Genomic DNA, 20,478 nt, shown 5'->3' with positions numbered 1-20,478 from the left:
AGACTAGAGTTCCTAATAATCGTCATTTCATAAAAAATGAACTTTGGAAAGGTGGAAACAATGACCGCTTTTTTTGGAATAGATGAACATAATTCGGAAAAATTTTTTAAGCAGGGAGTGGTATGCATAGATAACTCGATAGAAAAAGAAGCCGTTTTATTTAAAACATTCCAAAGTATCAGGACTGAAGATATAGTTTTTATTAAAAGCTTTACTCAAGCTGGACTGAAAGTGAAAGCTATTGGAGTTGTTTTATCCGGTTTTCCTACCGAAAATGAACTCGGAGTGTGCATTCCGGTTGAATGGATCTGGAAAGATGAGAAGTTCATAGAGCAATTTGGCGAAGAATTGGCTCACTGTAGCGATACCCTCTATGAAGAATATAATACTTTGGTACAAAGAGAAATAATAGATTTATTGCCTGCCAGATTTCAGTTAACTAAAGAGTGGTAAAATTTAAATGGATTATTCGAAAAGCGAACGAGCCATTTTTCAATGAGTTTTATAAGCTTTATATAACAATGGTTTTATCAACTCAAAATTATTAACTGTCAGGCCCGTCTTAACAACATAAAAGCAATGAATCAACCACCATTTTTTTCATTGCTTACCCAAGTAAGATTTTCGACAGGAAGTGTACGCTCGGTATAAGTAAAATAGGAAGGTGCACCTTTTCCACCCGTATCTCTGAAAACAAAGTTAATTGGCTTTTTCTCTTCTTGCGACGTTTTGAGCACTGAATAAAACGCATCTAGCGTTTCTATCTTCTTTCCATTGACGGAATTCAACATATCCATTTTTTCAATTTCATTGAAATCCCCAAGTGAACCTGCTTCGACGAAATAAACGGCAATCTTGCCCGGATTAAAATCATCTCGTCCCATATAGGACGGAGTCTCGCAAAGTAGTATGCCGGAAAACATAATGCAAGTTTTGTCATTAACTTTTTTTACGGGCTCCAATTTCCCATTAATTACAAGCTCTTGCCCCTCACGCTTTATTCGTAAAGCAACATTACCCAGCCTTCCGCGAAGAGCATGAATAAGTTGGGTTTCGTTTTCGACAGACTCCACTACACCGGGCACACCAACGATTTCATCACCTGCCCGAATATCAAATTTGGCAGGATCAATCAGGCTACGGGCAATTCTGAGCTGCATTTGCTCGTTGGGTGCCTTGAAAAAAGCCAGTGGCAAATCAGGAGGCGAAGGATCTTTCCCTTCACGCAAGAGGTCTAAAACGCGGCAAGCATATTGCATGGGCACGGCAAAGTTGCTATTTTGGGAATCGTTCATACTGGAAGTATTTATTCCAACAATACGACCAGAAGATAGACTGATCAACGGTCCCCCCGAATTTCCGGGGTTAATTGGAGCGTCGGTTTGTAGCATTTCCGATTCATATTTAGCGGTATGCCCAGATATGATGCCACGCGTCCCAGTAAATTTCAGGCCGTTGGGATGACCGAAAGTGCCCACCGTACGGCCAACTCCGGGCAAGTTCGTACACTCTAACTCGGGTAAGGCTGCGGTAGCCTTTTGCATCTCTTCATTAATACTGATAATGGCCAGATCAAGGAAAGGATCAACATAAACTTTTTTGGCTGGTACGAATTTCCTGCCAAAAAATGCAACTTCCAACCGTGCTGGCGAGCGTGACACCACGTGGGCATTGGTCATAATCCAGCCGCGCTGTGTATCCACCACGAACCCGGCCCCAAACGCAGTACCTTTTTTATCGTTTCCAAATGGAATAGTAACGGCTTTCCTGATTTGTACTGTGTAGTGCTGTGCCTTTGAAAAGACATCTTCGTCGTTCTCAGCGTGGGCAGAAATTACGCTGATCAACAGAAAGCTGGCTATTATTCCAATTAAGTTAAGTTTCATTTTTGTCTCGCTAATCATAAATATGATCCCATTTATACTGGGAATATAAAGTTATTGAATTTTGCGGACTATATCTACAATTACTTAATGAATAATCCAGCAGAATCTGGATGGTAAGAAAAAAAACGCACTTGACTTTGATCCCATCCATATTGTTTTTCGTCAAGCTATAACAATACCTTAGAGTATTTCAAATGTGAAAATGACAGTACCGTTAATGAGATGATGTAACAGACGAACCGCTCGGGGGCGGCGGCAACATGAAAGCGTTGGAGAGCGACGGGGGTGGCGGCGGGACGCCACTAGGAGGTGGAGGCACAGAAGCACCAACAGAAGGTGGGGATAGCGAGCTGTTCGGAGTCGGTGAAGATATATAATTACTCTTCCTGACAGGCTGCCGCGAATAATCCAAGCGCCCCGATACAGGAACACGATGGCCTTTCGCATACATACACTGCTGATATCCGAAATCGTAACGCTGTTGAAGGTTGAACGCTGAGCGTTCACCCGTGCCCATTCCTGCCATAGAACCAATGAGCAATCCAGAGCCAGCACCCACACCTACGCTGTTATGGCCGCCAAACAATACGCCCGCAGTAGCACCGATTGCAGTTCCGATCACCGCGCTTCTCACGCCACTATCAGCCGCTGCTGCATTCGCCGTGCCGCCACCTACTTGAGAGCTGGCATATTGCCTGCAATCGACATCATCCAAGCGGAATTGATCAAAACTTCTCCCCGTCCCCGGTAGCACAAGTACCCCTGGGCCGGTCGGTACCGACGTGCAACCGCCCAGCATCAAGACTGCTGCCAGTACGAACGAGAACCGCAGAGGCGTCATGATGCAGGTGTATTATCTGAAGCAGGTTGGTCGTCTGAATCAGGCGCGGGCTGAGGTGCGACTCGCAGCCATCCTCCTGGACATTGGTTAACATATGGATAGTAGGCTTTAGCATCAACGCAGTAATACCACCATGACTGCTGAACATCTTGCGACGAATCAGTCGGTGCTTCTTGTGTTGCGATCTGTGGTTCGTCGCTTCGCTCGACATAAGTCACGGGCGCGGGTTGCACCAACGGATAATAAACAGGCGCAGGAGAATAATAATAGGATGTCCCATAGTATGGGGCTCCGTAGTATGAGTACGGATAAGATCCATAACGGAAACCAATCGGTGCGCCCAAGTAGATACCCACGCTCCTACCTCGATTCCATCCACTGCCTGCGTATCTGCCGCCGCCAAAGCCAGGACGACCTATGCCTGCACGACCTCCACCTGCGTGTCCGCCACCGCTAAATCCAGGGCCACCACGTCCTCCAGTTGCGTGTCCGCCACCGCTCCATGAGCCTGCCGCAAACGCCATTTCGCTCATCAATGTTCCAACCGACAACATTGTAATTACAGTCAATGATAAGCGGATTCTGGATGTCTTCATTATGTCTATATCCCTATAATTCAGCATGCGTAACAATCTGATTTGCAGGATTGCAACCTCATACGCTTAAGAAGCGATTCCACTCTGGTTTCCATAAAACACATGACCCGCAGTAGAGACCATGATCATTGAATCCAGTTCCAAACTATCTCGTGAAAACTCTAAAAAATTTGAATATACATTTAATGTAAACGCACATCTTCAATGACCGTTGACGAATACACAGATTTAATGTTGTAAACCATTCTCAAAATAAGCCTGAATTTCTCCGAGCATGAAACGAGCATGAAAGTGACTGTTATGTACCAAACTGTCTCATGACACCTATTCTAAAGAGATCTCGATCGTTTTCTTCCGCAAAGGTGGCGACTCGACTAAAACTGGCAAGGCCTTTCCATTTATTGGTAATAAAGCGTTCGACCTGAAGTGTAATCAAGCCGTGTAATTGAAAATTGTCCGATCCTCGTTGATTAGTCGCTACATAGGGTCCAATACCCGCGCTGGCAGCCCAACTTTCATTCAAGGGTTGTACGAACCATCCTTGGATGGCTACGCCCTTACGATCCACTCGAACATCGTCGTCACCTTCCATAATTCCCGCAATCGAAGCCCCCCAATGGCTACCGTAATATTTTTTTGCTTCGACGGAAAATCCCGGGACGCCCTCTGATCCTCCATGATTGGTTTGAGAAATACCCCCGCTCACTCCAAGCCAAACCGGATTCCCAGAGGACCCTAATTGGATATTTAGAGGAGCCTGATCAAAATATTTCCCGACACCCACAAGCAAGGCAACTGAAGAATGGGCTCCTGGCATGGTGACATGGTTTAAGGCATATCGCATATGCAACCCCGGAGAAAATCGTTCAAGATCTACCAAGGCCGCAGCTGAAAGCAGAGCCCCTAATTTTAGATCATTGATTTCGACCCCCTTGATTGTTGTGGTATTCATACTAAAGTAGGGACCAACTCCGAGTTCTACATTTAATTTACGATTTAATTGATTTCTATAAACAATCTGTGCTCCAAACCCGTCTCTATGATTATTATCAGGATGCCCTTCGTTGTTGTGAATGAAATCAAAACGAAATTTTTTGTTGTTTAGGAAAAGCTTGTCAGAAATAAAGGCTGGGATATTAATTCCTTTGCCAAACCTTAATTCAAAGGGCCTCCATTTCATAGCCTTGTCGCCGGTGAGGTCTCCGCCATACGCGACTCCATTCCCAAAAGTTGCCGACACATAAGCATTGTTGTTATTTTCAATAACCTTCGAGTAAGAGGTATCTTGCGGGAAATTCGTCTTTTCATTTTTACTTTCATAGTCTTGACCAAAAACCATGAGGGGAAAAATTAGCAAACCAAATAGAGAAATATATCGCATTTTTATTAAATGACCTTATCTGTTTTAAGATAAAACTATTTGTACGTACATTATTTAGATAACCAAAAATAGCTTAATTAGTTAAAATAATCATTGAGATACTCATGTTAAATAGGCATGCTTTTTGCGCCCCACCACTTTTACAAAACTTTAACTATTAATTAATAAAAGTTTCATTGTTGCAGTTATATCAATGCCTTTATGTACGCTAGCGTACTGACTTTATCTAATTATGCGACTAAGGTCTAAGCGGCTAAAGTAACCTTAACTTTGATTCGCTACGTATTGCAACCCGGAAAGTTATTTTCTGCTCACGTTGAAATATGCATTAAGCCTTAATCATAAGTTTACAAACTACAATGGGTCAGAATGCATTCTCAATCAGTAAAACGCTTACGCTTTAATTTTAAATGCCATTTCACCGAATCCACCATTCATTAAAATCTACGACTGAAAATCAGGAGATACATCATGAGATATATAATGTTACGTTACTTTAAGCAGTTTTTGGGAATCCTCGTTACCACACACTCGATCTTCAATGTTAGCTACGCTGACGAACCAGCAAAAACGACTTCGAGCTATGCTCCCGTTGTCATTAAAGAGAGCTTTCCTGACCTGCTGGCTCGGATGAAAGCCGAAAAGTCTGAGGTGATGAATCGACAGATGGATTTGCTAAATAAACGCTACGACTTGAGCGACCGCTCTCCTAACCGTATCACAATGTCCCGTGGTAAGTTAGTTCAGGAAGGAGTACGGGTCAAACTGCCGAAGGGAATGGGCTGGGAGAACCTCGCGGCAATGAGTCCCGAAGAAATTCGTGAGAAAGATCTATTTCCGGCGGGTTTCTTTCCGCTTCCTCATCCCAATCACCCAGAAGGGGGCATGGTTTTCCCCAAGCTTCTAATCGACGAAATCAAGCAGCAAGAGGCGCGCGATCTCACCCGTTTCGATTTAGATTTTGATCTGCCAGACCGTTTTTTACCCGAATTCCCTGCCCCCATATACTTGACTACACGGCCAGACCTGGGGGACGTCTCGCAGGGCAAGCTAGTCACTATGGATAATTATTATGAATTATTCAACGGAATATTAAATCCCAAACAAATTGAAGGTTTAAGGTTGTTACTAACCGCTTTCCCACAGCAACAATTTAACCAGACGGAAGATCGACGTTCCATTCGTCCGAGCCGTGGGGTTGCCTGCTTCGATTGTCATGCCAATGGACATACCATTGCTCCAACCCACTTGGCGGGAGATGTTCGTCCTCAGGAATTCCGTCATCGTATTGATACACCATCCCTGCGTGGCGTGAACATCCAGCGGTTATTCGGCTCACAACGTGCGCTTAAATCTATAGAAGACTTCACCGAGTTCGAGCAGCGCGCGGCTTATTTCGATGGTGATCCGGTAACCGCAACGAAAAAGGGCGTTAACGTTCTCGAACGTGGCAGTCAGGTTCATTCCATGGCGGAATTTCAGGAGCTTCTGGATTTTCCGCCTGCTCCGAAACTAGGGATTAACGGCAAGCTGAATCCAAATAAAGCCACCGAATCAGAAATGCGTGGACAGACACTATTTTTCGGCAAAGCTAATTGTGCCAGTTGCCATTCAGGGCCCTACTATACTGACAATCTCATGCATAACTTGAAAGTAGAACGTTTCTACAAGCCACGCATGATAAATGGCCGCATGGCCAGTGCCGATGGTCCGATTAAAACCTTTCCGTTACGCGGTATTAAGGATTCCCCGCCCTATTTACATGATGGACGGCTACTCACATTGGAAGATACTGTCGAGTTTTTCAATCTAGTGCTGGAGACCAAATTATCGGCTTCAGAAAAAACAGATTTGGTGGCATTTTTACGTGCGCTTTAATAAAGCTGATCAAGAAACCACCGTCGCCCGCTTTATTTGATTGATGTACCATCGACATTTGCAGTAGTAGTTCAAAAGGTGCGGAGGTATAGTTGGCTTAGTGACAAGCACGGTCAACCTTACCTCCACACCTTCACTTTTGGATAATGTTTATGAAATATAAAGACTATTACAGCATTCTTGGCCTCGAACGAACTGCCACTACAGAGGAGATTAAGAAGGCTTACCGCAAACTCGCGCGCAAATATCATCCAGACGTTTCCAAGGAAACTAACGCTGAGGAAAAATTCAAGGAAGTTTCCGAGGCTTATGAAACTCTCAAGGACTCGGAAAAGCGTGCCGCTTACGATCAGCTGGGTAATCATCAATCGGGACAGGATTTTCGGCCACCCCCGGATTGGGGGAAACAGTATAGTGGCCCGCCCTTTTCATTTGACGATATCGATTTATCTGATCTCTTTGCAGGGCTTACAGGGGGTAGACCCAATTCAAATCAGCGAGGCAGCAATATTCCGGTGCCAGGACAGGATTATGAGGTTACGGCCCACATTACTTTAGAGGATGCCTATCAGGGCACGATAGTGAATCTGAATATTAACGTTCCCGAATATGATGAAAATGGCCACCTGCATCGCGTGTCGCGAGCATTCAAAACACGGATTCCCAAAGGGGTTGTGGATGGGCAAAGGCTTCGTCTGCCGGGCAAGGGCGGTAAGGGTTTCAACGGCGGACACAATGGTGATTTGTATCTCAATATCGCGCTGCACCCGCATTCTCTATTCCGCGTCAGTGGTCATGATCTTTACCTGGATTTGCCTGTGACACCATGGGAAGCCGTACTTGGCGCCGCCGTGGAAGTCCCAACACTGGCCGGCCCCGTTCGCCTAAAAGTACCGCCGGGTACGCATGCCGGTCAAAAACTACGGCTCCCCAAACGGGGATTACCCAAGCCGCACGATGGCGAAGGCGATCTGTTCGCAATCGTACAAATCATAGTGCCTACCGTACTAAGCGAGCGAGAGCGGGCGATCTTTAAAGAGTTAGCGGATATCTCAACGTTCAATCCACGCGGACATTTTGAACAGGAGACAAGTCATGAAAATTGAACTCACCGAAGTACTCTGGATAGATCAATATCAAGAGTTGTCGCTAGCAGATCTCGCCAAGCTGTCGGGTTTGTCAGAGACGGAACTTAGCGAACTGGTAGATTGCGATGCCATTGTGCCGGTCAATACGAATTCGGCAGAATGGATCTTTGATGCAGGCTGTCTTGTTATGGCTAAAACCGCATGTCGCTTACGCAACGATTTCGAGCTTGATACACAGGGACTGTCTGTGGCGCTGACTCTCATCACTCAAATTCATGATCTCGAAACGCAATTACATGACCTCCGCGCGCAGCTGTCAGGACGGATTTTTTAGCACATCCTGAATTTGTTTTATTTTTCAGTAAATTTCAGCGACTGCTTTTGCTGGCTTATTCGCGCATGTGGGGACGTATGGTCACACTAGGAAAGCGCTAGAATTTCATCATTAAAAACAACGACAGGCGGCCGCGGATTCAACGATTCCCTTATCCTGATGTTTTCCATGACCGGCCTAATCAGCGACGACTTCAGTCTTAAGATTAAATCCAGTGGCTATCAATGGGCAGCAACGGGGGCAGCACCCGTCAACCCGACGTATGTATCTGGCGCTGTCAACGAAATATTCACGGCAGGGGATTTTAAGTATGAACCGCAGACTGCAAAGCCCGGACGGGAACGCTGGGCGTGTGGTCATTACCGTTCTACTTGGGTCAGAACATCAATGATCCCGAGACTGCGCAAAATCTAATGTTCATCGATCTTTATCTCGGCAATACCAGCAACCGTTCGAGCATCGATAGCGGCAACGCCAAAGTCGAGTTTGAGCTTGACGGCATTTTCGATAGCACGTTCTCCTTTAATGTTTACAGCTGGACGGCCTTCGCGGCTATCGGGAATGGAACAATCAACTGGACGAATAGGTTATCCACCAATCCATTGGAAGCAGGGCAAAGCGGCTACTCGAAATACCACGGCAATTGCAGCGGTACCGGAGCCTAGTCAAGCTGTGCTTCTGGGAGCCGGGATTTTTCGCGTTTGCGCTGACACGCCGGAAACGCTCTGCCTAAATTTAGGTTACAACACAGTAAGAAAAAGGCCGCATTTGTGCGGTCTTTTTCTATGTTCTTTCACCTTAGTCGATCACTTGGGTTAATCGCCGAGAACCCCCGCGCATAGGTCAGCACCGCCGCTGCCGCCATAAGCGGTTAATAAAAAGACTCCATTCTGAAATAAATGGAGTTGCATCTGGAGGGGTTACTCTCGGGGACAATTAATACCAACGATGCGGTTCTCGCACCGGACAGTGTTCGCTTATAGCTGCCTGCGCTTATTAGGGAATTGGAATATTGAACGTGATGCGCTAATCATAAAAAACACGCGGCCTAGCGAATCTGTACACATAATTCAACGGAACACGGATTCAGAGGCATCTTAGTAGACCTTGAATCCGCTAACCATAAACTGGAAACAATGCAAAAATAATCAGCGACTCACGGTGCTATTCAATGATTTTTCCAATTCTGCGGCAGGTCTGAATCCGGGAACCAGAACACCATCCGCAAAGATCAACGCCGGGGTACCATTTATATTTAATTTTTGACTTATATCCATTAATTTCGCGATAGGGACATCGCATGTTCCCGCAGGCGGTTGTATGTGATTCAGCATCAGATTATCCCACGCTTTGACTTGATCCTTACTGCACCAAACACCCTGTACCTTTTTGTCGGAGCCAGGGAATATGGATAGCATGAATAAATAAAGTGTGACGTTATCCACATTTTTCAATTCACTTTCCAGTTTTTGACAGAAGCTACAATTCGGATCGCTAAAATAAGCCATCTTCCGCTGACCATTGCCTTTAATTTTTTTTACTGCAAGATCGAATGGAAGGCTGTTGAAATCTATAGCGAATAGTTTTCGTGAGCGCTCCTCCGTCAGGTTACGCATGGTCTTCAGGTCAATGATGCTGCCGCTAATGAGATACTGTGCTTTCTCATCGGTATAAAATAGCTGGCCTTGCGCCACCACTTCGTACAGGCCCAGAATATTGGCCTTGTTGGCTTTATCAATCTTGCCAAGCTGTGGATAATTATTTTGCAGAATGTCTTTGACCTTGGCTGCATCGGCATGAGCATAAGAAAAGGAAAACGAGGCAAGCAGTACCAGAAACAATTTAATCATGATGAATTCCTGAAGAAGTTAATTGAGTGCGTGGCGCGCCAGCATTTTTTTCAGCGGTGCAATACGGTTGGTAGCCGCAAGACCAGCGTTGCGCACGGCGCGCAGCAGCGGATTACTGTTATTGAACAATTTTTTTAGCACATCAGTCGTGAGCACCATGGACAGGACATCTTCCTTACGCGCACGTTCATAACGACGTAACAAGTGTATATTACCGCAATCCTGTTGTGCGCCACGTTGTAGCAACACTTGCGCCAGCTGGCGAGCATCGCGGAAGCCCAAGTTGACGCCCTGCCCGGCAAGAGGATGTATATTGTGCGCGGCATCACCCACCAGCGCCAGACGTGGCTTAATGATTTGTGGCAGGTTCAACAAACGCAACGGGAAAGCGGCGGGAGAGGTGACTAGTTGCAATGCACCCAGGGTATGGTGCGAGGCAGCAGCAACTTGTGCACACAACTCTTCATGCGACAGTTGCAGCAAGATCTGTGATTTCTCCGGGCTTACCGACCACACCATTGAAACCATCTGCTGCGGCAATGGCAGCAAGGCGAGAATGCCGTCCGGCTGAAACCATTGAAAAGCCGTGGCTCGATGTAATTTTTCGACTGCGAAGTTCGCAACGACACCATGCTGGTTATAAAGTGTGGGCGGTGCAACGATACCGGCCTGTTGTCGCACCCAGGAATTTCCCCCATCCGCACCGATCACCAGTTTTGCCTTGAGCGTCCGCCCATCTTCCAATTGCAGGTACGCGGCATCATCATGCCAGACCAGGCTGGCACAGTGCGCCGGGTGAAACAGGGTTAAATTGTCCTGCTCTTGTAATCCTCGCCACAGCACCTGCTGCAGCAGACGATTTTCCAGGATGAACGCCAACTCCGGCACGCCCAGTTGATAAGCACTGAAATCAAGCTCCATGTCCTCATCGCCAAATACGCGCATGGTTTCCACCGGCTGCACACGGTTCATATCCAGTTGTTGCCACGCATCGCATTGCGTAAGAAAGGCAGCTCCGCCGGGGCTGACAGCATAAATCCGGTTGTCCCAGCCCTCGTTGGAAAGGACGGTGGGTTGGGTTTCCACCAGAGCCATGTTCAGTCCGCTGGATTTGAGCGCTGCGGCCAGACTGGCACCAACCAGACCGCCGCCTATAATCAAAACGTCAAATGTCATCGCTAAAATATTTTTTCACTTCTGGACGAGTGATGATAGCACGGGACGTTTGATTAATTTATAATCCGCCTCCTTTCGGAAAATGTCATGCGCATCGGCCCCTATCACCTCAAGAACAACCTGATCGTTGCCCCCATGGCAGGCGTAACCGATCGCCCATTTCGCATGTTGTGCAAAAGTATGGGCGCAGGCATGGCGGTGAGCGAGATGGTGTCTTCCAATTCTCTGCTCTACGGCTCTGAAAAAACCAAGCGGCGTGCCAATCACGACGGTGAAGTCGATCCCATCTCGGTGCAGATTGTCGGTGCCGATCCCAAAATGCTGGCGCGGGCCGCACAATATAATATGGATGAAGGCGCACAGATCATCGACATAAACATGGGTTGTCCCGCGAAAAAAATTTGCAACGTGATGGCCGGTTCCGCGCTGTTACAAGATGAAGCGCTGGTAGCGCGAATATTAGAGGCAGTCGTAGGCGCGGTGGCCGTGCCGGTGACGCTTAAAATACGTACCGGCTGGGATAAGCAAAACCGTAATGCAATTCGTATCGCCCAAATCGCCGAAGCGAGCGGCATTCAGGCACTCGCCATTCACGGCCGGACTCGTGCTTGCGCTTACACCGGCGATGCGGAATATGACACCATCACCGCAGTAAAGGCCAACGTCAGCATCCCAATTATCGCTAACGGCGATATCACCACCCCGGAAAAAGCTCGCTACGTTTTACAGCAGACTGGCGCAGATGCCGTGATGATCGGGCGCGCCGCACAAGGGCGTCCGTGGCTGTTTCGTGAGATCGAGCATTTCATCAAGACCGGCACACATCTACCCGCACCGCAAGTGGACGAAGTACACCGCGTGCTGCTGAAGCATGTATATGAACTTTATGCGTTCTATGGTGAACACACGGGTTTGCGCGTAGCGCGCAAACATATCTCCTGGTACACAAAGGGACTGATTGGTTCTGCACATTTTCGCCATCATATGAACCAACTGGAAAGCAGCGCAGAACAATTAATGGCGGTAAATGATTTTTTTGATGGGCAATTACAGGGCGGCGAGCGCCTACAGTACGTTGAGGAGCTGGCTGCATGAAAAAAGAAGATGATTGTTTGTTAGGCGAAAACGACGTTGCAAAATATGTACGCAAGGCAGTAGACGATTATTTCAAGGATCTCGATGGCGAAAATCCTTCGTGTGCAGTGTATGACATGGTGATGAATTGTGTTGAGAAGCCATTAATCGAAGCCGTCCTACAACATGCGGGCGGCAACCAGACGCGAGCAGCCGAATTATTAGGCCTTAACCGCAATACATTACGCAAGAAAATTCAGCAACACTGCACTCCAAGCGAAACTTCGAACTTGCGGCCCAATACCCGACCCGAACGAAGAGCTGTTCAAAGGTCTCAACTGGCTAAAACGAACGAAGAGAAAAATTAATTATGGCAGCAATCAAACAAGCCCTCATCAGTGTGTCGGACAAAACCGGCGTGCTGGAATTCGCCCAGGGTTTGCATCAACTAGGCGTTACCATCCTGTCCACTGGCGGCACGGCCAAAATACTCGCCGACAACGGCATTTCAGTCACGGAAATAGCCAATTACACTGGCTTCCCCGAGATGCTGGATGGACGCGTGAAAACATTACAACCGAAAGTCCATGCCGGCATTCTGGCGCGACAAGATCTGCCGGAACATATCGCCACACTGGAGAAGTACAGCATTCCGACCATTGATCTAGTCGTGGTGAATTTATATCCGTTCGGCGCTACCGTTGCCAAACCCGATTGCACGCTGGCCGATGCCATCGAAAACATCGACATTGGCGGACCTACCATGGTGCGCGCCGCAGCGAAGAATCATCAACATGTAGCCATCGTCACCGACTCAAAAGACTACAGCACCATTCTGACCGAAATGCATGCTAATGGGGGTGCGGTTTCCAATGCCACGCGTTTCGAGCTGGCGAAAAAAGCTTTTTCGCACACTGCCGCATATGACAGCGCAATTAGCAATTACCTGACTACCATTCATACCGACGGCACACACAGCAAGTACCCGACACAAATCAACTTCAACTTCACCAAAGTGCAGGACATGCGCTACGGCGAAAATCCACATCAAAATGCAGCCTTCTACCGTGATCTGAATGCAATACCAGGTGGTATTGCCAATTACACTCAATTGCAGGGCAAGGAACTGTCCTATAACAACATTGGCGATGCCGATGCGGCGTGGGAATGCGTCAAGACATTTGAGCAACCCGCCTGCGTCATCGTCAAGCACGCCAATCCGTGCGGCGTGGCGATTGCCGATGCACCACTCAATGCCTACCAGTTCGCTTATACAACGGATCCCACCTCCGCATTTGGTGGCATCATCGCTTTTAATCGCGAGCTGGATGCAGATACCGCAACCACTATTATGGCCAATCAATTTGTTGAAGTGATTATTGCGCCTTCAGTGACCGAAGCAGCACAACAGATCCTGGCCGCAAAACAAAATGTGCGTCTGCTCACCGTGCCACTGTCCAAGTCGCATAACCAATATGATTTTAAGCGAGTGAATGGCGGCTTACTGGTGCAATCGCCTGATACTTTAGACGTACAAGCCGAGCAGTTGCGCGTGGTTACCAAAGCACAACCGAGCGCTGAACAGTTACAGGACCTACTGTTCGCCTGGCGCGTGGCGAAGTATGTAAAATCAAATGCCATCGTGTTCTGCAAAAATGGACGCACGCTAGGCGTAGGCGCCGGACAGATGAGCCGGGTAGATAGCACTCGTATCGCCACAATTAAAGCAAAAAATGCGACTTGCAGCCTGGTTGATTCAGTCGTCGCGTCAGACGCCTTCTTCCCGTTCCGTGATGGCGTAGACGTGCTGGCAGAAGCGGGGGCGAGAGCAGTCATCCAGCCCGGTGGCAGCATGCGCGATGAAGAAGTTATTGCAGCAGCGGATGAACATGGGCTGGTGATGGTATTTACGGGTTATCGACATTTTAGACATTAAACGCTTTAACCTCAGGGACAGAAGCCCGCCTTACTTGCTCCATGCTTTTTGTCGGTCTGACCTCTGTGACAAATTTGGGGTTATGTTATGAAAATTCTGGTTATTGGGAGCGGTGGTCGAGAACATGCCTTGGCATGGCGTCTGGCGCAAGCCACCAAGGTGCAGAAGGTGTATGTCGCGCCAGGCAATGCCGGTACCGCGCTTGAAAACGGCGTGGAAAATATTGCCATCACAGCTATTCCCGATCTCATCGCATTCGCACAACACGAGCAAATTCACCTTACTGTAGTCGGCCCGGAAGCACCGTTGGCAATGGGCATTGTGGATGATTTTCGTGCCGCTGGTCTGAAAATTTTCGGCCCTACCAAAACAGCGGCACAACTGGAAAGCTCCAAAGATTTTGCCAAAAATTTCATGGTGCGCCACCATATTCCCACTGCGTTTTACCAAACCTTCAGTGAGATAGCGGATGCGTGTGCTTACGTGGAAAAACAGGGGGCGCCCATTGTAATCAAGGCTGATGGTTTAGCTGCTGGCAAGGGCGTGGTCGTAGCAATGACAGTGCGGGAAGCCCATGAAGCCATCACTATGATGTTATCGGACAACAAATTGGGTGATGCCGGCGCGCGCGTGATAATCGAAGAATTTCTGGTTGGCGAAGAAGCCAGTTTCATCGTCATGGTGGATGGCAAGAATGTGCTGCCATTGGCGACCAGCCAGGATCATAAACGCCTACTGGATGGCGATCATGGCCCCAACACTGGCGGCATGGGTGCATATTCTCCTGCACCAGTGATAACACCAAAACTACATTCGCGCGTGTTACGCGAGGTGATACTGCCAGTGGTGCAAGGCATGGAAAAAGAAGGGATCACTTACACCGGTTTTCTATATGCCGGTCTGATGATAGATCCTCAAAATAATTACAAGGTGCTAGAGTTTAATTGCCGCATGGGTGATCCAGAAACCCAGCCGATCATGTTGCGCCTGAAGAGTGATCTGCTGGTGCTACTGGAGCATGCAGTCAACGGCACCTTGAATAAGGCGGAGGCGGAATGGGACAGACGCGCTGCGCTCGGTGTGGTACTGGCCGCCGCCAACTATCCTGACACGCCGCGAAAAGGCGATGTTATTACCGGCCTGCCCAACGCACAGGAAGATGCACATGTATTTCATGCAGGCACCATCATGCAGAATGACAAAGTAGTCACCAGCGGTGGACGTGTGTTATGCGTTACTACGTTGGGCGATAGCGTGAAAATTGCGCAGCGCCGTGCTTATAAAGTTGCCGAGAATATTCATTTCGAGGGCTGTCAAATGCGCCACGATATTGGCTATCGCGCTACCATGCCCAGGAAATAACGGGCTATTCAGCATAGTTGCTGTTTCAATCCCACAAAATATCAGTATGGCTTGGACTATTTTCATATACAACCGTGCGATGCAACGTCTGTCAGGCTCAAGAAATACGTACATAGATAAGTGATAATTCATCCGCAAATAAATACAAAACCAATTGGAGAAAGCATGGATAGTGCCGCGGTCAAAAAATTCTTGTTCGAGTTGCAAGACACGATTGTGACTCGTTTGGAACAGGTGGACGGCAATAAATTTCGACGTGACAGTTGGGAGCGCCCGGCAGGTGGTGGCGGCCGAAGCTGCATCCTCGAAGAAGGAAATGTTCTGGAACGCGGCGGGGTTGCTTTCTCTCATGTAACGGGCGACAAGATGCCGCCTTCCGCTACGGCACATCGTCCGGAGTTGGCAGGGTGTACATGGGAGGCGATGGGCGTGTCATTGGTATTCCACCCGCGTAACCCTTATGCACCCACCGTGCATATGAATGTGCGCATGTTCATGGCGAAAAAAAATGATGGTGAAATCGCATTCTGGTTTGGCGGTGGAATGGATTTGACCCCCTATTATGGTTTTGAGGAAGATGCCGTACATTTCCATCAGACTTGCCAAAACGCGCTGGCGCCATTTGGCAATCATCTCTTTCCAAAATATAAAAAGTGGTGCGATGAATATTTCTTTATCAAGCATCGCAATGAACCGCGTGGCGTGGGCGGTATCTTCTTCGACGACTTGAGCGAACCGGATTTTGCTACTGCTTTTGCCATTCAACAAAGCGTTGGAAATCACTTGATTTCCGCCTATGTGCCTATCCTTGAACGCCGCAGAGACACGCCCTACGGTGAGCGTGAACGTGACTTCCAGCTTTATCGGCGCGGACGTTATGTCGAATTCAATCTGGTCATAGACCGTGGCACTATCTTCGGGCTGCAAAGCAATGGGCGTATCGAATCTATTCTGCTATCCATGCCACCACTAGTGAAGTGGCGCTATGACTGGCACCCGGAGAAGGGCTCGCATGAGGCGGAATTGTATGAAAAATTTTTAGTGCCCAAGAATTGGGTGTAAATTTCGTTGTGAGGTCTTGAACCATGCATGAACGTCGGATACGAATATATTCTCAAACGATGCGTCCACCGCTGACCCGCTCTATCCCGACCAGATCACAAGCCGAAAACACTAAATCAAACCCCGCCTGCTGCAGTAGTTCACGAACCTGTACGGCTTGGTCGTAGCCATGCTCAAGAAGCAACCAGCCACCGGATTCAAGATGGCCTGGAGCGTGAGCCGCCAGATGACGGATATCGTGCAGACCATCGCCGCCGGATACAAGCGCGGATATTGGCTCAAAGCGCACATCACCCCGCGCCAGATGGGGGTCACCAGCCGCAATGTAGGGCGGATTGGATACAATGATATTGAATTTTTGTGCCGTGAATGCCTTGAACCAGTCACTGTGTATGAAAGCTGCATTGGCGATGGCCAGTTGCTGTGCGTTTGCGTGTGCAACCGCCAATGCCGTATTGGAAGCATCACAGCCCAGCACCTCAACATCTGGGCGCGCATGGGCGAGCGCCAGAGCAATTGCACCACTGCCCGTACCCAGGTCGAGCACACGACAAAAACTCTGTTGCGGGATACGCGACAAGGCCAGTTCAACCAGTAATTCTGTTTCTGGACGGGGAATAAGCGTAGCGGACGTCACCTTGAGCATTAAACCGAAAAATTCGCGTTCACCGAGCAGATAGGCAACAGGCTCTCCTCGGAGGCGGCGCTGCAACAATTCATGGTAATGCGTTTGCTCGGCTTCGTCCGGATAGTGCTCGGAATGCGCCAGCAACCAAACGCGCGGGACATTTAACACTTGTTGCAACAAACACTGTATTTCGATGCGTGCGCTGCTGGGGGATATCGCAAGTACCTCGGTCAAACGTGCTGCATCCTGAAGCAGAGCTTCTTGTATGGTCCGCCGCAAGTTCAGCTGTTGCCTTCATTCGCTAGCGCGGCCAGTTGCTCTGCCTGATATTCCGCCATCAATGCGTTGCACATCTCGCTGATGTCGCCATCCATAATGTGATCCATCTTGTACAGCGTGAGGTTAATGCGATGGTCGGTTACACGGCCTTGCGGGAAATTGTAAGTGCGTATGCGTTCAGAACGATCGCCGCTCCCTACCAGCGACTTGCGCTCGGCGGCCTGCTTGGCATGAGCGGTACGCTCTTCTTTGTCCTTAATGCGTGCGGCCAGAACTGCCAGTGCTTGGGCCTTGTTTTTGTGCTGCGAACGGCCATCCTGGCATTCCACCACGGTACCCGTAGGCAGGTGTGTTATGCGTACGGCCGAATCGGTTTTATTAATATGCTGACCGCCCGCACCTGAAGCACGAAAGGTGTCGATACGCAAATCGGCAGGATTCAACACCACGTCGCTGACTTCATCCGCTTCCGGGAGCACTGCCACAGTGCAGGCAGACGTGTGAATTCGGCCTTGAGTTTCGGTGGCGGGCACGCGCTGTACTCTATGTGCGCCTGACTCAAACTTCAATACCGAATATGCACCCTGTCCGACAATGCGGGCGATGATTTCCTTGAAGCCGCCCTTTTCTCCGCAACTTTCGGAAATGATTTCAACCTGCCAGCGGTTACGTTCGGCAAAACGTGCATACATGCGAAACAGGTCGCCGGAAAATAATGCCGCCTCGTCGCCGCCTGTACCCGCGCGGATTTCCAGAAATACGTTGCGATCGTCATTGGGATCCTTCGGCAGCAACTGCTTCTGCAAATCCATCTCGATCTGCTCCAGCCGTTCGCGCCCTTGCTTCACCTCAGTCGTGGCAAATTCGCGCATTTCCGGGTCATCCGCCATTTCCAGTGCAGTTGCAATATCATCAGCGCAGGCTTGATGGGCATGGTACAGCGCCACCACAGGATCCAGCTCCGCGCGTTCGCGATTGAGCTTGAGATAGCTTTCCATATCGCGAGTGGCATTTTCGCTGCTTAACAGACGACGGACCTCGTCCAGACGCTCGCCCAATTGGGTGAGTTTAGTAGTAATGCTAGGTTTCATTCGGGGGAGCGCATGTGATAAATACGGTGCACCATATCAAGGAAAGCTTCGCGCTCTTCGGCTTGTACATGATTCAGGGCATGAGTTGGCGCGTGCAAAAATTTATTGGTGAGCGCATTGCTCAAAGACTCCAATACCTTTTCCGGCTCTTCGCCTTTAGTCAGCAGGCGCAAGGCTTTTTCCATCTCGTGCCGACGCTGGCGTTCAGCATGATCACGCAACGCTCGAATAGTAGGTACTACCTCTCGTGATTCCATCCAGTGAATGAAATCCATCACACCAGAATTAATAATCACTTCGGCTTCTTTCACCGCACCCTGACGTGCATCCAGGCCATCGCGCACGACTTCAGCCAAATCATCAACGGTATACAAAAACACATCATCCAGTTCGGCCACTTCGGCTTCAACATCACGCGGAACGGCGAGATCGACAATGAAAAGAGGACGGTGCTTGCGCGCCTTAAGTGCGCGCTCGACCATCCCCTTACCCAGTATCGGCAGCGGGCTGGCGGTACTGGTTATGATAATATCGTGCTGCGCCAATTGTTCTGGCAATTCACTCAACGTGATGGCATGTCCGCTAATGCGCCGCGCCAAGACATGGGCACGCTCCAGCGTGCGGTTTGCAACGGTAATATGCTTAGGCAATTTAGCCGCGAAATGCACGGCATTCAATTCGATCATCTCCCCCGCACCAATGAGCAATACACTCTGCTCGGCAATACTAGGGAAAATGCGCTCGGCCAGCTTGACCGCCGCCGCCGCCATGGAAATTAAATTTGATCCAATTTCGGTCTGGGTACGCACATCCTTCGCCACCGAGAAGGTGCGCTGAAATAGCTTATGCAGCAGGAAACCCAGCGTGCCAGCTTGCTCCGCATAACGCACTGCCTGCTTCATTTGACCCAGAATTTGCGGTTCACCCAACACCATCGAGTCTAACCCGCTGGCGACGCGAAAAGCATGTTTTACCGCCTGCTCATGCGGCAAAGTGTAGAGATACGGCTCAATTTCACGAGGCTGTAATTCATGATAACTGGCTAGCCAGTTAATGATCTGCACCGGCTTGTGCGTACTGCAATACACCTCGGTGCGGTTGCAGGTAGAAAGTATAGTCGCTTCCTTGGCTGCACCCTGCCCGACCAAGTCGCGCAGGGCTGACTCCATTGCATCGACATTGAACGCAATCTGCTCACGCACAACAAGTGGCGCGGTCTGATGGTTAATGCCGAAGGCGAATAACTGCATAGTCTCGAAAAGACCAAAAATTAAACAAGGGCGCAATTATAGTTGCTAGCCACCCTCAATACCAGTCAACTAAAACCAAATAAAATTTGGAAATTATGGAATAATTACAACAATGCGGGCTTCAATCGCAATTATTAAAAATTCCATTACTTCTGTAGTGCAGTAAAGAAGCGATTGGTTATACATAAATAATGGAAAATAATACTTCCATGCAATATAGAGAAACACCTATGGTCAGTTCCGTGACCTGACTTTCATAACCCTGCTAAATTAAACTGATAATGACTAATGCTAGCCTGACATTAAGACTCACTTTGCTTTTAAAGTTCAAGTTTCAGTTAGCCTTGTCATACTAAAGAAAATAATGTGTAATACCATGATGGAAAAAGACAATAAATTCAATATAAAAATCACCACCGAAGTAAATTATTTGGCCGAACAATCCGATGAGGCCGATAATCGCTTCGTTTTCGCTTATACCATCACCATAACTAATGAAGGCGATACCACTGCCAAGCTGATCAGTCGTCATTGGATTATTACCGATGCCAATCAGTATATGCAGGAAGTGCGTGGTCAAGGGGTCGTGGGTGAGCAACCGGTTCTTCAGCCAAACCAAAGCTTTGAATATACTAGTGGTACAGTGCTTGCCACACAGGTGGGTACTATGTCTGGCAGCTACCAGATGGTCACGGAGGACGGCACTAAATTTGATGCTCCTATTCCCCAATTCGTATTGAGTATTCCGCGCGTGCTGCACTAACGC

At 48.5% G+C, this 20,478-nt stretch carries 20 protein-coding genes and 1 pseudogene; 12 read left to right on the top strand and 9 right to left on the bottom strand.

The features are described 5' to 3' along the window. The first annotated feature begins 60 nt into the window (after positions 1 to 60). A complete protein-coding gene (locus W01_RS10280; protein WP_173054418.1) occupies positions 61 to 453 on the top strand; it encodes a hypothetical protein in 393 nt (130 codons plus the stop codon). A gap of 131 nt (positions 454 to 584) precedes the next feature. Here the strand turns inward: W01_RS10280 and W01_RS10275 are convergent, their stop codons facing one another. The 4 genes from W01_RS10275 to W01_RS10260 all read right to left on the bottom strand — a co-directional run bounded on the left by W01_RS10275 (position 585) and on the right by W01_RS10260 (position 4,704). Next, a complete protein-coding gene (locus tag W01_RS10275; protein ID WP_173054416.1) occupies positions 585 to 1,886 on the bottom strand; it encodes a S1C family serine protease in 1,302 nt (433 codons plus the stop codon). A 214-nt stretch (positions 1,887 to 2,100) separates the two neighbouring features. After that, the gene (locus W01_RS10270; RefSeq protein WP_173054414.1) at positions 2,101 to 2,727 is read right to left on the bottom strand and encodes a glycine zipper family protein; all 627 of its coding nucleotides are present in this window, start codon (positions 2,725 to 2,727) and stop codon (positions 2,101 to 2,103) included. Then, entirely contained in the window at positions 2,724 to 3,323 is a 600-nt protein-coding gene (locus tag W01_RS10265; RefSeq protein WP_173054412.1) for a hypothetical protein, read from the bottom strand. Before W01_RS10265 ends, W01_RS10270 begins: the two co-directional genes overlap by 4 nt. Before the next feature lie 298 nt (positions 3,324 to 3,621). Continuing rightward, positions 3,622 to 4,704, bottom strand: a complete 1,083-nt coding sequence (locus tag W01_RS10260) for a hypothetical protein (RefSeq protein ID WP_173054410.1) — start codon at positions 4,702 to 4,704, stop codon at positions 3,622 to 3,624. Between the two features lie 471 nt (positions 4,705 to 5,175). Between W01_RS10260 and W01_RS10255 the strand changes: the two genes are divergently transcribed. The 5 genes from W01_RS10255 (at position 5,176) to W01_RS10235 (ending at position 8,669) form a co-directional block, all read left to right on the top strand. After that, entirely contained in the window at positions 5,176 to 6,582 is a 1,407-nt protein-coding gene (locus W01_RS10255) for a cytochrome B6 (RefSeq protein ID WP_242006935.1), read from the top strand. 152 nt (positions 6,583 to 6,734) lie between these two features. Then, positions 6,735 to 7,688, top strand: coding sequence for a DnaJ C-terminal domain-containing protein (locus W01_RS10250; RefSeq protein ID WP_173054408.1), 954 nt, complete (start codon positions 6,735 to 6,737; stop codon positions 7,686 to 7,688). Beyond that, positions 7,678 to 8,004 (top strand): chaperone modulator CbpM, encoded by a 327-nt coding sequence (locus W01_RS10245; RefSeq protein WP_173054405.1) that lies wholly within the window; start codon positions 7,678 to 7,680, stop codon positions 8,002 to 8,004. Before W01_RS10250 ends, W01_RS10245 begins: the two co-directional genes overlap by 11 nt. Positions 8,005 to 8,172: 168 nt before the next feature. Continuing rightward, the gene (locus W01_RS10240; RefSeq protein WP_173054403.1) at positions 8,173 to 8,418 is read left to right on the top strand and encodes a hypothetical protein; all 246 of its coding nucleotides are present in this window, start codon (positions 8,173 to 8,175) and stop codon (positions 8,416 to 8,418) included. After that, positions 8,418 to 8,669, top strand: coding sequence for a hypothetical protein (locus W01_RS10235; RefSeq protein ID WP_173054401.1), 252 nt, complete (start codon positions 8,418 to 8,420; stop codon positions 8,667 to 8,669). The genes W01_RS10240 and W01_RS10235 overlap by 1 nt, the downstream gene beginning before the upstream one ends. Positions 8,670 to 9,152: 483 nt before the next feature. On the opposite strand, the gene W01_RS10230 is transcribed toward W01_RS10235, so the two are convergent. Then, on the bottom strand, positions 9,153 to 9,854 hold the full coding sequence (locus tag W01_RS10230; protein WP_173054399.1) for a DsbC family protein: 702 nt from the start codon (positions 9,852 to 9,854) through the stop codon (positions 9,153 to 9,155). 18 nt (positions 9,855 to 9,872) lie between these two features. Next, the gene (locus W01_RS10225) at positions 9,873 to 11,030 is read right to left on the bottom strand and encodes a UbiH/UbiF family hydroxylase (protein ID WP_173054397.1); all 1,158 of its coding nucleotides are present in this window, start codon (positions 11,028 to 11,030) and stop codon (positions 9,873 to 9,875) included. Between the two features lie 87 nt (positions 11,031 to 11,117). Here W01_RS10225 and dusB point away from each other — a divergent pair, with 87 nt between their 5' ends. From dusB to hemF, 5 genes and pseudogenes are all read left to right on the top strand, one after another. Continuing rightward, positions 11,118 to 12,125: a tRNA dihydrouridine synthase DusB gene (gene dusB, locus W01_RS10220; protein WP_173054395.1), complete on the top strand. Its 1,008-nt coding sequence runs from the start codon at positions 11,118 to 11,120 to the stop codon at positions 12,123 to 12,125. After that, positions 12,122 to 12,370 (top strand): annotated as a pseudogene (locus W01_RS10215) (helix-turn-helix domain-containing protein); the annotation flags it as partial. The gene dusB and the pseudogene W01_RS10215, both read left to right, overlap by 4 nt. Positions 12,371 to 12,474: 104 nt before the next feature. Next, a complete protein-coding gene (purH, locus tag W01_RS10210; RefSeq protein WP_173054393.1) occupies positions 12,475 to 14,040 on the top strand; it encodes a bifunctional phosphoribosylaminoimidazolecarboxamide formyltransferase/IMP cyclohydrolase in 1,566 nt (521 codons plus the stop codon). An 87-nt stretch (positions 14,041 to 14,127) separates the two neighbouring features. Next, positions 14,128 to 15,402: a phosphoribosylamine--glycine ligase gene (gene purD / locus W01_RS10205; RefSeq protein ID WP_173054392.1), complete on the top strand. Its 1,275-nt coding sequence runs from the start codon at positions 14,128 to 14,130 to the stop codon at positions 15,400 to 15,402. A 165-nt stretch (positions 15,403 to 15,567) separates the two neighbouring features. Further along, positions 15,568 to 16,464, top strand: coding sequence for an oxygen-dependent coproporphyrinogen oxidase (hemF, locus tag W01_RS10200; protein ID WP_173054391.1), 897 nt, complete (start codon positions 15,568 to 15,570; stop codon positions 16,462 to 16,464). A 52-nt stretch (positions 16,465 to 16,516) separates the two neighbouring features. Here the strand turns inward: hemF and prmC are convergent, their stop codons facing one another. Genes prmC through hemA form a run of 3 tightly spaced genes read right to left on the bottom strand, consistent with a single transcriptional unit; the run spans position 16,517 to position 19,712 of the window. After that, entirely contained in the window at positions 16,517 to 17,371 is an 855-nt protein-coding gene (gene prmC / locus W01_RS10195; protein WP_242006934.1) for a peptide chain release factor N(5)-glutamine methyltransferase, read from the bottom strand. Between the two features lie 2 nt (positions 17,372 to 17,373). Then, on the bottom strand, positions 17,374 to 18,462 hold the full coding sequence (gene prfA, locus W01_RS10190) for a peptide chain release factor 1 (RefSeq protein ID WP_173054390.1): 1,089 nt from the start codon (positions 18,460 to 18,462) through the stop codon (positions 17,374 to 17,376). Continuing rightward, positions 18,459 to 19,712 carry a glutamyl-tRNA reductase gene (gene hemA, locus W01_RS10185; RefSeq protein WP_173054389.1) on the bottom strand — a complete coding sequence of 418 codons (1,254 nt, stop codon included), beginning with the start codon at positions 19,710 to 19,712 and terminating at the stop codon, positions 18,459 to 18,461. Before hemA ends, prfA begins: the two co-directional genes overlap by 4 nt. A gap of 379 nt (positions 19,713 to 20,091) precedes the next feature. Between hemA and apaG the strand changes: the two genes are divergently transcribed. After that, positions 20,092 to 20,475 (top strand): Co2+/Mg2+ efflux protein ApaG, encoded by a 384-nt coding sequence (gene apaG / locus W01_RS10180; RefSeq protein WP_173055901.1) that lies wholly within the window; start codon positions 20,092 to 20,094, stop codon positions 20,473 to 20,475. Positions 20,476 to 20,478: the final 3 nt, after the last annotated feature.

The sequence above is a fragment of the Candidatus Nitrotoga sp. AM1P genome (genome assembly GCF_013168275.1).
In the GTDB taxonomy this organism is placed as follows: Bacteria; Pseudomonadota; Gammaproteobacteria; order Burkholderiales; family Gallionellaceae; genus Nitrotoga.
Note: the sequence above shows the minus strand (reverse complement) of the source record. Positions and strands in the feature narration are given on the sequence as shown.

Coding starts and splice junctions, on each gene's coding strand:
- purD (WP_173054392.1), top strand. CDS start 14,128: ATGAAAATTCTGGTTATTGGGAGCGGTGGTCGAGAACATGCCTTGGCA.
- W01_RS10240 (WP_173054403.1), top strand. CDS start 8,173: ATGACCGGCCTAATCAGCGACGACTTCAGTCTTAAGATTAAATCCAGT.
- hemA (WP_173054389.1), bottom strand. CDS start 19,712: ATGCAGTTATTCGCCTTCGGCATTAACCATCAGACCGCGCCACTTGTT.
- W01_RS10275 (WP_173054416.1), bottom strand. CDS start 1,886: ATGAAACTTAACTTAATTGGAATAATAGCCAGCTTTCTGTTGATCAGC.
- W01_RS10265 (WP_173054412.1), bottom strand. CDS start 3,323: ATGAAGACATCCAGAATCCGCTTATCATTGACTGTAATTACAATGTTG.
- prfA (WP_173054390.1), bottom strand. CDS start 18,462: ATGAAACCTAGCATTACTACTAAACTCACCCAATTGGGCGAGCGTCTG.
- W01_RS10250 (WP_173054408.1), top strand. CDS start 6,735: ATGAAATATAAAGACTATTACAGCATTCTTGGCCTCGAACGAACTGCC.
- W01_RS10255 (WP_242006935.1), top strand. CDS start 5,176: ATGAGATATATAATGTTACGTTACTTTAAGCAGTTTTTGGGAATCCTC.
- dusB (WP_173054395.1), top strand. CDS start 11,118: ATGCGCATCGGCCCCTATCACCTCAAGAACAACCTGATCGTTGCCCCC.
- W01_RS10235 (WP_173054401.1), top strand. CDS start 8,418: ATGTTCATCGATCTTTATCTCGGCAATACCAGCAACCGTTCGAGCATC.
- purH (WP_173054393.1), top strand. CDS start 12,475: ATGGCAGCAATCAAACAAGCCCTCATCAGTGTGTCGGACAAAACCGGC.
- hemF (WP_173054391.1), top strand. CDS start 15,568: ATGGATAGTGCCGCGGTCAAAAAATTCTTGTTCGAGTTGCAAGACACG.
- W01_RS10260 (WP_173054410.1), bottom strand. CDS start 4,704: ATGCGATATATTTCTCTATTTGGTTTGCTAATTTTTCCCCTCATGGTT.
- apaG (WP_173055901.1), top strand. CDS start 20,092: ATGGAAAAAGACAATAAATTCAATATAAAAATCACCACCGAAGTAAAT.
- W01_RS10230 (WP_173054399.1), bottom strand. CDS start 9,854: ATGATTAAATTGTTTCTGGTACTGCTTGCCTCGTTTTCCTTTTCTTAT.
- W01_RS10245 (WP_173054405.1), top strand. CDS start 7,678: ATGAAAATTGAACTCACCGAAGTACTCTGGATAGATCAATATCAAGAG.
- W01_RS10270 (WP_173054414.1), bottom strand. CDS start 2,727: ATGACGCCTCTGCGGTTCTCGTTCGTACTGGCAGCAGTCTTGATGCTG.
- W01_RS10225 (WP_173054397.1), bottom strand. CDS start 11,030: ATGACATTTGACGTTTTGATTATAGGCGGCGGTCTGGTTGGTGCCAGT.
- W01_RS10280 (WP_173054418.1), top strand. CDS start 61: ATGACCGCTTTTTTTGGAATAGATGAACATAATTCGGAAAAATTTTTT.